We start from the raw sequence: 12863 nt of genomic DNA, 5'->3' as shown, positions 1-12863 counted from the left end.
CAATCAGAAGCGGTTTTTATTCGCTGTCGTATCCTTTTTATCCAATGAAACCGTATGAATGTGGCTCTTCACATGCTTTATCGCATTAATTTCACCACCAATGATAATGATGAGCGCAGAAATATAGAACCAGGTCATGAGCACGATGATGCCCCCGACACTGCCGTAAGTGGCGCTATAATTCGTGAAGTGATTGACATAGAAGGAAAATCCGAAGGATGTTAATTGCCACCCTGCTGCTGCAAATATCGCTCCAGGAAGGATACTTTTGCAGGTCAAACACGTATTGGGCGCTATGTAGTAAATTCCGATGAAGACGACAAATACGATCACAAAGTTCACGATCCAGCGTAGGTTGTTCCACAGATCCACTTGTTTAGATGAAATGGAAATGTTAGCAAGCGTCCAGTCCCCGATCCAATGACCAAACACACTAAGCAGCAACGCTGAAGCGATGACAATGAGCATGCCCAGGGTCAGCATTACAGCGAGAAAACGCGAGTGTATAAAGCTTTTTCGCTCCGGCAGACCATATGCTTTGTTTACCGCGACGACGATCGCATTCATCGCTGCGCTGGCACTCACCAAAGCCAATATTAACCCGAAGGAAAGTGTGCCTCCTCTTTTCACATCAAGCAGGTTGCTAAGCGTTTCCTCGATCCACCCGGAGACTGCCCCCGGAATATATTCTTTAATGAGTCCGATGACATCATCCGAGGAGAACGGCAAATACCCCAATAAACTCAGAATAAACAGCAGAAAGGGGAACAGGGATAGCAGAAAATAGTAGGCACATTGGGCAGCAAGCCCTGTGGCATCGTGCTTTTCGAACTGATTCCAAAGCAATTTTAAGTAAGATATCCCCATGTACATATATGTCCTTTCATCGGTCTATAAATGTGATAGAATAGGTAGTCCAGTATTGCTATGAAACAGGTGATGATTTTGACTTCTCTTTCTATTTACCCTACACCATTAGGTACGAAACAAACCACGGAGCGACCTATCCCGCATGCGCGTATGGCGCTTTTAACGAATAGTTCCGATTTTGTGTCAGATAGCGATCGTGACGCTTACTTTTTCCGCGACTTGGAAAGCCATCAGATTCTCCTGAATGAAGCGCAGGTACAGGCTGTGCGCCATTTCAAAGGTCCCCTACTTACCCTGGCGGGAGCCGGGTCCGGGAAGACAACTGTTCTGGTGTGCCGAGTTGCTTATTTACTGCGTGTCCACCGGGTCCATCCGTCGAATTTGTTATTGATTACTTTTTCGAAAAAGGCCGCCGAAGAAATGCGGGAACGTCTCACGTCCATGCCGGGTCTTGATCATAGTATGACCAATACGATGCAAGTTCGGACATTTCACGCTTTTTGCCTAAGATTACTGCGAATGAACGGGTTACAACAAGAGATTCTGAGTGATGGCCGCTATCAGCAAATTGTCTTCAAGCGCATCATGCTGGGCATGGGGCTGCAGGATACATACCAACCCGAAGTGCTCATTTCCTTGCTTTCCTCTTATAAAATGCAGCTGATCGAGGTCGAAGACCTCCCTGAAGGAACGGAAGAAGATAAAGAAGTGAAGCGGATTTTCATGCAGTATGAGCAGTGGAAAATGGAACAGCAAAAGATTGATTTTGATGATATTTTGATCAAAGCCTACCACCTATTGCAACAAAATACCGATGTCTTGCGCTCGCTGCAGCGAAAATTCACTTATATCAGTGTCGATGAGTTCCAAGATACGAATACCGTGCAATACGAAATCATTCAAATGATTGCAAAGGACCACGGGAATTTGATGGTTGTTGGTGATGATGACCAGACGATTTATTCGTTTAATGGCGCGAGAAATGAATTTATTCTACAGTTCCATGAAAAGTATCCTGCTGCGAAGACGGTTACTCTTGATATTAATTACCGTTCTACTTCAAGTATCGTCGGTCTAGGGAATGCGATCATCAAACACAACATGCAGCGTAAAAGTAAGACCCTTCTAGCAACCAAACAAAGTGAGACCAAGCCGCAATATGTGAAACCTATGAATAGTGATGACGAGGCCGATTGGTTAGTTAACGATCTTCGGATTAAAGTAGCCGAGGGTGGCAGCGAGTATGGCGATTTCGCTATTTTGTATCGGACAGCCAGCAACAGCCGAGCGATTATCGAGCAGTTAATTCTTCATAATTTGCCTTTTGTGGACTACGGAAGCAATGACTCCTTCTACGATCAGTGGATGGTGAAGCCGATTATCGATCACTTAAGGCTTGCCCATGAACGCCGCAATTTCGAAGCCATAGAAGGTGTACTCCCTTCATTATATATAGGACGAGACCAAGGCATGCGGATTATTCAAGATCAGGAAGCGATTCAGGCGAAAAAGTGGCCGCTCATCCACCTGCTCGGTCTGCCGCAGCTGAAGGATTTTCAAAAAGAAAAGCTGAAGAACCGCATCCGACTCATTAAATCGCTTGCTGAAATGAAGCCTTTGGATGCCGTTCAGGCGATTCGCAAGGATTTCTATGATGCTTTCCTGGAGACGAACAAGCGCAGCAAGCTGACGAGTCACAGAGAGATGCTGAAGGAAACGCTGGACGAGCTGGAGTCTTCGGCCAAGCGGTTCGATACGGTGGAGCAATTTCTTTATTTTATCCATGAGGTGGCGGAAAAACGCAACGAAATGAGCCGGCTCCAAAAAGAACAATTCGCGAATAAAATTTCGCTCATGACGATTCACAAATCGAAGGGACTGGAGTTCCCGATCGTGTACTTGCTCTGTGCAATTGAGGGCAATATGCCGCATAGCTCGGCACTCGATGCCAGCCATCTGGACGATGTGAAGATGGCTGGTGTTACAGGGCGCGACAAGGGAACTGCCGCGCTGGAGGAAGAACGGCGACTCGCCTACGTCGCCGTCACGCGCGCCAAGGCCGAGTTGCTGATCAGCTCGCCGGCGTTTTATCGCGGGAAGAAGGCGGAGCCTTCCCGCTTCCTGCTGTCCGCGTTCTCTGGCGCGGACACGGTGGACAGCCGCAAGCCCGCTGCGGCTGTGGGTACAGCAGCGGCGCGGCGACCGGCCGCCGCTGGGAAACCCGCCGCCGCGACTGAGCAGGTCGCGGCGTGGATCTGCGAGCAGGCCGGCTGCAAGGCCTGGTCACGCATCTCTTCGCCGCAGGAAGCGAAGCTTGCGGCGAAGGCGTGCCCCTTGTGCAGCACAGCCATGGTCAAGGGCAGCCGCATGGTTTCGCTCACGCGTTAGCCGAGCATTGCCTACATGCTCCCTTCTAACACGGGTAGAATTCACCCGTATTTGTTGGAGGGATTACCTAGGCTACTCTACTGCTGTCGGCTTATGCTGTCCTTTGGCGACAATGTTTGTCAATGTTGATGCAATAAAATCAAGTACACCCAAGTCGAATGTATTGAAACATTCACTTGCTCATCCGTGAAAGTTGTACATTGTACAACTTTAGGCAAGCAAATCCCCATTTTCCACGCGATTGTTGCATAAATTACAACAATTCCAGCCAAAAGTAGCTCTATAGCATGGGATGAGGCTAAATAGAATTGTTGTACAACATACAACAATCTTTAGCTTGCACAGAAGAAATCAAGGAAATTGTTGTACGTTGTACAACTTGCCTTCCTAATCTTCCAATAGTCACTTACCGAGCCGATGATTATCATTTATCTACAATCTCACTCAGCTCAGCGGCAAATCCATAGCTAAACATGCTAAATAGGGGTAAGCTTCACCTTACCCCATAACAGAAAAAAGAGCAGCAATCCCTAGTGGGAATGCTGCTCTTTTTTCTGTTACACAAGTTCTTTCAAAGCATCTAAAGCCGCATCATAATTCGGATGCTCCTTCATCTCCGTTAAATACTCCACATAACGAACCGTATTGTTCTCATCCAAGATGAATATCGCACGCTGATCGAGCTGAATCTCTTTAATCAAAACGCCATATGCTTGGCCGAAAGCACGGCTTTTATAATCAGATAAGGTTACGACTTTATCAATGCCTGCAGCCCCGCAGAAACGACTCAGTGCAAAAGGAAGATCCACGGAAATCGTCAATATGACGACATTATCGCCTAGCTTATCTGCTTCCACATTGAAACGACGCGTCTGTGCATCGCATGTGCCCGTATCCACGGAAGGGACGACTGAAATCAGCTTCACTTTGCCTGCATAATCCGATAGGCTGACCTCTGTCATTAAATCCTTATTCACTTTGAAATCTGGCGCTTGATCCCCAACCTTAATCTCCGGTCCTAGCAAAGTAATTGGATTCCCTCCTGCTGTTGCTACCCCTGTGCGTTCTTGTACCTGTGTCATATTCGTATTCCTCCTGTAATTTTATATGTTTTAACAAATTTGATTCGTTGTATGTTATGCCTTCTCGATAACTGCTTTAAGCTTCTCTTTAGGTTGTACCCCAACCATCTGATCAACCAATTGTCCATCCTTGAAAACGAGCAGAGTAGGGATACTCATGACGTTATATTTGGAGGCGGATTCTGGGTTATCATCCACATTGATTTTTACAATCTTGGCTGCATCGCCGATCTCAGCAGATAGTTCATCTAGGATGGGAGCGATTATTTTACAAGGTCCGCACCAAGGGGCCCAAAAATCTACAAGTACAGTACCTGCTTCAATTTCATTGTTAAAAGTAGCATCGGAAATTTGTTTAACTGACATGGCTAATTCCTCCTAAAGGTTTTTATTATTAAAAGCATTAAGCATGCTGTTCTGAAATAAATCGTTCACAATCTAGTGCGGCCATACAACCGCTTCCTGCCGATGTAATCGCTTGGCGATAAATGCGATCCTGCACATCCCCACAGGCGAATACACCAGGCACAGTCGTTTGTGACGTTCCGGGAATAACCTGCAAATATCCGAGTTCATCTGTTGGCAGCTGTCCGCCTAGGAAGCCTGTATTCGGAGTATGTCCAATCGCCAGAAAAATTCCATCGGCCTCCAGCAGTTCTTCCTCACCAGTTACGTTATTGAGCACCATAAGTCCGGTCACTCCAAGAGGGCCAGCTACAACTTCAAGCGGTGTCCGATTGAGACTCCAGGCAACTTTTTGATTGCTGCGGGCGTGATCCTGCATGATTTTCGATGCTTTCAGATCGTCACGGCGATGCACAACGCGCACTTCGGAAGCGAATCGAGTCAAGAACTGTGCCTCTTCCATCGCGGTATCCCCACCGCCAATTACGATAATCTTCTTGTTTCTAAAGAAAAATCCATCGCAAGTTGCACAGGTGCTAACGCCTTTACCAATATTATCGGATTCACCGGGAATGCCCAGTTTCTTGGCCGTTGCCCCTGTTGAAATGATTAGCGAATCCGCCGTCAATTGACCTCCATCCTCTAAAAACAAGGTGAATGGACGTTTGGACATATCGACTTCTGAGACCCGACCTGGCTGAATCGTAGCACCGAAACGCAAGGCCTGTTTACGCATATTATCCATCAACTCCGGCCCCGTGATGCCATCCGGGAACCCTGGGAAGTTGTCTACTTCTGTGGTGGTAGTTAACTGCCCTCCAGGTTGTATACCTTCTATGACTAAAGGCGACATGTTCGCCCTTGCCAGGTAAATCGCTGCGGTTAACCCGGCTGGTCCAGTTCCGATAATGATCGCTTTGTGATGCATAGGAACGCCTCCTTGATGCTTCATGTTATTTGTATGATTTTTTATTGTTTGTTAGCAATTTAATTTGAAACAACTTTATGAATGAATCATACCAATTCCATTTAATATTGTCAACAATTAATTTGCATGCAATATAAATTCAAATACTTAAAACTTTATCTGGTCCATAAAAACGAGCAAAAGCCGCGACAAACGCTGTCGCAGCTTAACCTTGAAAGTGAAATCCAAAGACTTTTGGAATCGAATAAAAAACTCCTTAGCCTTGTACTAACTGAGCTAAGGAGTTTTCACTTTGTACAGCTTACTTATGGCGTCCGGCTTTTCATCTCATCGAGACTCTTGAACTGGTAGCCCTGACTTCTCGCATCGTCAATGATTTTGGCCAGTGCCTCCGTGTTATCTTTGGACACCGAATGAAGCAAAATGACAGCACCTGGATGCAGCTGCGCCATCACATTTTTGTAGGCATACTCCCAGCCCTTCTGATGCTGTGGCTCCCAATCGCGGTAAGCGACGGACCAAAACACGTTCGTATAGCCAAGCCCTTGACTAACTGCTAACGATTGGCTATTAAATATCCCCCGCGGCGAGCGAAGATAGCGCATTTCCTTTTGTACAGTAAGAGTGCTGACCTCATCTTTCACTTGATTTAATTCTTTCTGAATGCGTTCTGCCGATATTTGACTCAAATCCGGATGGCTCCAAGAATGGTTGCCGATCAAATGGCCTTCCTGTGCCATTCTCTTTAACAGTTCAGGCTCCGTCCTGATATAATGCCCCGTCACGAAGAAGATCGCGGGTACTTGCTTCTCCTTTAGCACGTCCAAAATCTTACCGGTATAGCCCTGCTCATAACCATTATCGAAGGTTAAATACAATTCCTTTACAGCTGGATCTCCTGTAAAAATAGCCCCTCGCTGCTTCAACAGAGCTTTGAAGCCCTCTTGGTCAATGGACGGGGCTTGTCCGTTTGAGCTTTTCTTAAACCCAAAATGATAAGACCCGTCGGCCGATGCCATCGTCGCTTGTCCGAGCAGCATGGCGAGCACGATCGTCAGAATTCGCATGTATTTCACGGTTAAACATTCACTCCTTGCCTTCTGTGGATTGGTACAGCCTACATAGACTGTTACTAATATGCCACATGTTAGACGGAGATTATGTGCTCTTTTTCAATCTATCACTTTCCCAAAAGCATCCACAATGTCAGCCCGAAAAGCGTGTCCGACTAGCTTCTGAATTTCTGCGTACGCTTCTCTCGGCGACGTGGCTTGGCGGTATGATCGCGGCGTCGTCATGGCGAGGAATACTTCCACTAAGCCGAGCATTTGCGAAAGCAGCGGTATTTGATCGCCCGTGAGACGATACGGATAGCCAGTGCCATCTACTTTTTCATGATGATAAAGGAACGCTTTCTCGACCTCTTGAAAATCGGGGATACCCTCGCACAATTCCTTCGCCATGAAGCAGTGCTCCTGTACCACTTCGAACTCAAACTCTGTCAATTTCCCTTCTTTTTCAAACATATAATCCGGCCCCTCCGAGTAGGCGTAAGCCGTACCCATAACGAGGAAAGTGGAGAGGCTGAGTGAAACGATCATCACTTTGCGTTTCAAACGAATCATCGTGCTGCCCTGCCTCCTTCTTGTTCTGATCTCGCTTACAAACCTATTGTATCCCGCCATACGATTCGTGACTTCGTCCTTTAGAGTAATTTATACCTACTACTTTCGCAGTGTCATATGGTATACTTTTGTACCAGATACACACCTAATCCACGATTAATGGGGGCTATAATCTTGAATTTATTAGAAGTAAACTACCTGGCCGTACTTGTTGCGACATTAAGCACCATGGTACTTGGTTTCCTGTGGTATTCGCCGGTCTTATTCGGAAATGCATGGGTCAAGCTGCGAAATATGAAAATGGAAGAGATGAAAGGCGGAGGCCCCATCACTTACATCCTTACGGCACTAACCGCATTAGGGGGCGCCTTTATCCTGGCACTTCTTTTGACGCTTGGCAATGAGACAACCTGGTTGACAGGGCTTACGATTGGCCTACTTATCGGGCTAAGCATTTCGCTGAAAATCGGGATGAATTATTTGTTTGAGAATAGCAAGCTGCAGTTGTATTTCATCACCATCGGCTACCACTTGGTATCCTATTTGATTGCTGGCATTATCATTGGATCCTGGCAGTCCTAATGTCATCGGGATAGACTCACAAGAGCGCCTCCACAGGAGACGCTCTTTTTTTATTGCCTTTAACGTGTTTCAAAATCGTCTAAATTGTTTATTCAGGTATATCCCCCCATTCCACTTGGCATTCACTCGAATATACTGGAGCACAAGATCTTTGGGGGTGGAGATAGTGCTTCAACTTAATGGAATCGTTGGCGGTAGCTCACCAATCTCGGTTGGCGCTGGAAAAACGATACTGCTGCAGCAAATACTTATTCGTGTGAAAAGTAAACAAAAGTTAATTTTGAGGGATATTAACTTCTTGTTTCACAATAAAGCCAAGAACTCGAGATCCTTGAGTCGTTCAGATAGTTGGCACATGACCTTTGTGCGGCGTTAAGTATGATGACCAAATGTTTAATCACTAGAAAAGAGGATACAATGAACCGGAAGCAAATGCTCCTGATCAGTACAATGGCCCTTACCTTAAGCATGGGGGGAACCACATGGATTGATCCTTTAAGAGCTAGTCCAATTGCAAATAAACAGAATACTGTTCCTATAAAAGAAGATCTGCTGCATGTCCTGGGGCTATCCTCTGAGGAAGACATTTACATTGCCCAGTATAATGGGTTATCTCTTGCAGATATAGCCGAAGCCAACAAAGTTGATGTTCAGAAAGTCATTGAGCTTCAATTAGCAGAGTTAACCGAACAATTAAATTTACGGCTGTCCAGCGGCAGCATTTCGCCTGAGCAATATGAAGCACAACGTGCTGAATTACCTGAAATTATTATCAAAAGTGTATACGCCATGTAAGAAACGACAACGTCGTCCTTCAGGGACAACTAAAAAACGCCCGCATGGGCGTTTTTTTATGTTACTAACTTGTTGTGAACACACAACTATGTCACTATCAAATGAAGAGAAGCTCATTAGGAAAGGATTACGACTTGATCATGAACTTTCATCAACTTATTCCGCTTGTCCCTCTCATTGAACAGATCGAGACGAATAGTTCCTCTCTTACGGCCGAATGCCCGGCCAATAAGTATCAGCTTATTATCGTACGCCGTGGACACATCACGATACTTGGCCAAGATCAAGAACCGACGGTTTGTTCACAAGCCTATGCCTGCCATCCGGATCAAGGTACCTATTCCATCCAAGTTCCCAAAACCAAAACCGTGGAGTACGTTATCATCACTTACCGAATGCTCCCTGACGAAAACACATGGACGTTACAAGGCCCACTTACCACACTCAGCGAGATCAAAATTCACTATATGCTGGATGAGCTTATCCGAACAACTCATGATCTTCATCCACTCACGGCTGAAGAAGAGGCTGCCCATATATTTCGTAAGCGAATCATGTTGGAGCGCATTCTCTTCATTTATTTATATGAATCTCAATTGACCCAAGAGAAAAAGTCTTCAGCCGAATCGATTGAAGAGACTCTTTCCTATATGAATGAACATTATATGGTTGAGCTTTCACTTCCGATGTTGGCCAGACGAGCAGGCATGAGTATAGGTTATTTTACGGTTCTATTCAAAAAGCATACCGGTGCTACGATGATGAATTATTTGTACACACTGCGTATTGAGAAAGCTAAACAAATGTTTCTCCACACCGATTTACTTGCCAAAGAAGTTGCAGGACGCGTCGGTTTTGTTGATTATTTTCATTTCAGCAAGGTTTTCAAGAAAAAAACAGGCTATTCTCCTTCCGTATTCCTTGCAAGCCAAAACAAAATCTAATAATAGGACATGTTCATTATACATATTAGACATGTCCTAAAACGGAATTATTCGGTATGATTCCAAATGAGAATAATAATCATTGTCATGGGGGAAACCGAAAATGAAAAACCATATCGCTCGTCTTTGTCTTATCGCACTGATCAGCGTATTTGCAATAAGCCTTGCAGCTTGTGGCAAAACGACGAATACCGAATCAGCTGCAACAACACCGGCTGCAGCAAGCCAGAAGCCTAGTGCTCAATCCGAGGGTAAAATTACGGTTCAAGATGCGGTTGGAACCGTCGAACTACCTAAGAAACCTGAACGCATTATTACGATGGAATTCGGGTTCACCGATATCCTCGTCACGTTAGGCGTACAGCCTGTTGGTATTGCTGACGACAACAGCCCTGATCTATTCATGGACTCAGTAAAAAGTCAGTTGACAACATACAAATCTGTTGGTTCCCGCTATGAGCCAAACATTGAGCTAATTAGTTCACTTAAACCCGATTTGATCATTGTCGACGTAAACAAACACAAGAATGCCATTCCCCAGCTCAAAGGAATTGCTCCGGTTCTGGTGTTAGATGATTTCCAAGCTGATTACAATCAAATGCTCAAGAACGTTGCAATTATCGCTAAAGCCGTTGGCAAAGAAGAAGAAGGCAAGAAACGCCTAGCTGAGCATCAAACAAAGGTTGAGTCTTTGAAAAAGAAACTAGGTTCAACGAATCTTCGTGTTCTTCCCGCAGTTGTGAATCCCAAAGGATTCTTCGCTCATTCTGATCACGCTTATAGCGGTTCCTTCCTAGCGATGCTAGGGTACACGGACCCTATTAAAAATACTGCCGCTTATCCGCAGATCACGCTAGAACAACTGGTTGAAGCCAATCCGCAAGTCCTGTTCCTGCTGCCTACGGAAAAAGAAACCATCATCAAACAATGGGAAACAAACCCGTTATGGCAAAAAATTGACGCTGTAGCGAACAAAAAAGTGTTCACTGTAGAACGACGTGACTGGTCTCTATCGCGTGGATTCCTCGGATCTGAGAAAATCCTCGAGGATATCGTGAAGAATTTGGGGCAATAGTCCAATGAATCCTACATATGAGAAGCAGAGCCGTAAATGGCCTCTGCTCTTCCTTTTTTCTATCTCTATTCTCATTATGATGATGGGTGTGATCTGTAGTTTGAAATGGGGCCAGGCTCAGGTCTCCTGGCGCACCTTGATCGAGGCCGTGACCTACCAAGGCAATGACAAAGCTCACCTCTACATCCAAACACTACGTTTACCACGTGCCATCATGGCATGTATCGTAGGCATGCAGCTAGCCTTAGCAGGATTGCTTACACAGCTAACAACCAAGAACCCACTAGCATCCCCACACATTTTCGGGATTAATGCCGGAGCGGCTTTGGCCGTGGTGGTGGGACTTGTCGTTTTACCCCACTTTGGCAATATAGGCCTAATTGGCTTCGCATTCGCAGGGGCAGCCCTAAGCGCGCTGCTCATTTGGTCATTAGCAGGAACGGGACGTCAGCAATACGTGCGTTTAGCCCTAGCCGGGATAACCATCCACTTCCTCATGTCTTCGCTGACGGAAGGCTTCATTATCATGAATCAGCATGCCACTGACAGCATGGTCTTCTGGCTTGTTGGCTCCTTGAATCAAGCGGCTTGGACGGAAGTTCGCATCATTTTACCTTTTTTTGTAGGCGGCATGATGCTATTCAGCTTCATGCTCCCCTCATTCAAGCTGCTGCTAATGGATGACGACATTGCGGTAGGTTTAGGCCAACGTGTTAACCTCGTGCGTGGAATCAGTATTCTACTCGTCATCGTACTCGCCGGATCCGCAGTAGCCTTATGTGGTCCGATTGGTTTCGTTTGTCTCCTTGTTCCGCACATGGCTCGCGCCATGGTCAGCCCGAACTTAACGATTCTTGGCCCGTTTACAGCTCTACTTGGGGGGATTTTACTTCTATACGCCGACTTCCTCAGCCGCTTTATCGCTTTTCCATTCGAATCACCGGTTGGCATTGTGACAGCTGCGATTGGCGCGCCATACTTCATCTACTTAGCTCGCAAGCAAGGAGGTGCGCGGTGAAGAGGATAGCACGAACAATGCGAAAACCTGTTTTTTCCCTGATGTCAGCATGCGCAATTATGATAGTGCTCGCTATCATCTATGCACATGTTGGCGCCGTGCGGATCCCGCTTGGAGATGTATGGGCAGGATTCATGGATGAGAAGAGTCCGTCTTATTTCATCGTGCATCAGGTTCGATTGCCACGCATCTTGGTTGCAATTTTAGCGGGATTTGGTCTAGCGGTTGGCGGTGTTATTCTACAGAGCTTGGTGAGAAATCCGCTTGCCAGCCCTGATGTTATTGGGATTACCAAAGGGGCTGGATTCATGGCTGCGGCTGTTATCTTTCTCTTTCCCAAATCGCCAAGTTACTTCTTGCCGATTGCTGCGTTCGTCGGTGCCTTCTCTGCATTCCTTCTTCTACTGCTGATAAGTCGGCGATTAACACTCCCTCCGGCCTCTCTTGCCTTGGTAGGCGTTGCCATTGGGACTGTGTTTCAAGCCGGCACACAGTATTTGATTATCAGACACCCAAGCGACATCAACATGGCGCTGCTCTGGCTGTCCGGAAGCTTATGGAGCCGAAGCTGGCACGATGTGTACACGCTGCTGCCGTGGATCGCCGGGCTCCTGCCTATCGTGTGGGCGAACTCTGCGAAGCTGAATATTTTTCAGCTTGGTGACGATATCACCACCTCGCTCGGGCTGAACATCGCGAAGCAGCGCTTCTGGCTGCTGCTGCTTGCCGTTGCTCTCGCCGGCATCTCCGTGTCGGCCGTTGGCGCGATCGGCTTCATTGGCCTGATCGCGCCCCATATCGCGCGGAGCATCGTCGGCGCTCGGCATCAATGGCTGATCCCGCTAGCCGCCTTGATCGGCGCCGATTTGATGCTGCTGGGAGACTTGCTCGGCCGCATCATTATCCTCCCGCGGGAAGTGCCTGTGGGCATCATGACCGCCGTCATCGGCGCACCTTATTTTATCTACTTGCTGCGTAGGGAGCGTCTGCGTAGAGGGTAATACACCAAAGAGGATGCAAAACCGATTCACGGTTTGCATCCTTTTTTGCCGGTGAGTAAAGTCAGATACTTTGGGGAGAAATTGTTGTATTTACTGCAACATTCCTGGGGAAAACGCGGATTAGCTGGCCTAAAGTTGTAAAAAATACAA

General features: G+C 46.6%; 14 protein-coding genes. 8 read left to right on the top strand and 6 right to left on the bottom strand.

All coding sequences use genetic code 11. The annotated features are described in order from the left end of the window. Window positions 1-3: 3 nt before the first annotated feature. The gene (locus QFZ78_RS24705) at window positions 4-867 is read right to left on the bottom strand and encodes a YihY/virulence factor BrkB family protein (RefSeq protein WP_307551446.1); all 864 of its coding nucleotides are present in this window, start codon (window positions 865-867) and stop codon (window positions 4-6) included. A 60-nt stretch (window positions 868-927) separates the two neighbouring features. On the opposite strand from QFZ78_RS24705, the gene QFZ78_RS24700 reads away from it, so the two are divergent. Then, window positions 928-3258 carry a UvrD-helicase domain-containing protein gene (locus QFZ78_RS24700; RefSeq protein ID WP_307551444.1) on the top strand — a complete coding sequence of 777 codons (2331 nt, stop codon included), beginning with the start codon at window positions 928-930 and terminating at the stop codon, window positions 3256-3258. 557 nt (window positions 3259-3815) lie between these two features. Here the strand turns inward: QFZ78_RS24700 and tpx are convergent. The 5 genes from tpx to QFZ78_RS24675 form a co-directional block, all read right to left on the bottom strand. Continuing rightward, window positions 3816-4340, bottom strand: a complete 525-nt coding sequence (gene tpx, locus QFZ78_RS24695) for a thiol peroxidase (RefSeq protein WP_307551442.1) — start codon at window positions 4338-4340, stop codon at window positions 3816-3818. A 54-nt stretch (window positions 4341-4394) separates the two neighbouring features. Further along, a complete protein-coding gene (gene trxA / locus QFZ78_RS24690; RefSeq protein WP_307551440.1) occupies window positions 4395-4706 on the bottom strand; it encodes a thioredoxin in 312 nt (103 codons plus the stop codon). Between the two features lie 37 nt (window positions 4707-4743). Then, complete coding sequence (gene trxB / locus QFZ78_RS24685) at window positions 4744-5673, bottom strand: thioredoxin-disulfide reductase (RefSeq protein WP_307551439.1); 930 nt, start codon at window positions 5671-5673, stop codon at window positions 4744-4746. 305 nt (window positions 5674-5978) lie between these two features. After that, window positions 5979-6740 (bottom strand): delta-lactam-biosynthetic de-N-acetylase, encoded by a 762-nt coding sequence (gene pdaA / locus QFZ78_RS24680; protein WP_307555876.1) that lies wholly within the window; start codon window positions 6738-6740, stop codon window positions 5979-5981. Window positions 6741-6845: 105 nt separating this feature from the next. Continuing rightward, a complete protein-coding gene (locus QFZ78_RS24675; protein WP_307551437.1) occupies window positions 6846-7298 on the bottom strand; it encodes an HD-GYP domain-containing protein in 453 nt (150 codons plus the stop codon). Between the two features lie 174 nt (window positions 7299-7472). Between QFZ78_RS24675 and QFZ78_RS24670 the strand changes: the two genes are divergently transcribed. From QFZ78_RS24670 to QFZ78_RS24640, 7 genes are all read left to right on the top strand, one after another. Beyond that, window positions 7473-7880, top strand: coding sequence for a DUF1761 domain-containing protein (locus QFZ78_RS24670; RefSeq protein ID WP_307551435.1), 408 nt, complete (start codon window positions 7473-7475; stop codon window positions 7878-7880). A 166-nt stretch (window positions 7881-8046) separates the two neighbouring features. Beyond that, window positions 8047-8256, top strand: a complete 210-nt coding sequence (locus QFZ78_RS24665) for a hypothetical protein (RefSeq protein WP_307551433.1) — start codon at window positions 8047-8049, stop codon at window positions 8254-8256. A 41-nt stretch (window positions 8257-8297) separates the two neighbouring features. After that, the gene (locus tag QFZ78_RS24660; protein ID WP_307551432.1) at window positions 8298-8675 is read left to right on the top strand and encodes a hypothetical protein; all 378 of its coding nucleotides are present in this window, start codon (window positions 8298-8300) and stop codon (window positions 8673-8675) included. A gap of 140 nt (window positions 8676-8815) precedes the next feature. Continuing rightward, on the top strand, window positions 8816-9619 hold the full coding sequence (locus tag QFZ78_RS24655; protein WP_307551430.1) for a helix-turn-helix domain-containing protein: 804 nt from the start codon (window positions 8816-8818) through the stop codon (window positions 9617-9619). Between the two features lie 103 nt (window positions 9620-9722). Further along, a complete protein-coding gene (locus QFZ78_RS24650) occupies window positions 9723-10694 on the top strand; it encodes an ABC transporter substrate-binding protein (RefSeq protein ID WP_307551429.1) in 972 nt (323 codons plus the stop codon). Window positions 10695-10698: 4 nt separating this feature from the next. Continuing rightward, a complete protein-coding gene (locus QFZ78_RS24645) occupies window positions 10699-11712 on the top strand; it encodes a FecCD family ABC transporter permease (RefSeq protein WP_307551428.1) in 1014 nt (337 codons plus the stop codon). A gap of 41 nt (window positions 11713-11753) precedes the next feature. Further along, window positions 11754-12713, top strand: a complete 960-nt coding sequence (locus tag QFZ78_RS24640) for a FecCD family ABC transporter permease (protein WP_373461136.1) — start codon at window positions 11754-11756, stop codon at window positions 12711-12713. The last annotated feature ends 150 nt before the right edge of the window (window positions 12714-12863 follow it).

Origin of the sequence: Paenibacillus sp. V4I5, from assembly GCF_030817255.1 — a bacterium.
Classification (GTDB): Bacteria; Bacillota; Bacilli; order Paenibacillales; family NBRC-103111; genus Paenibacillus_E.
This window is presented reverse-complemented; position numbering and strand designations above follow the sequence as displayed.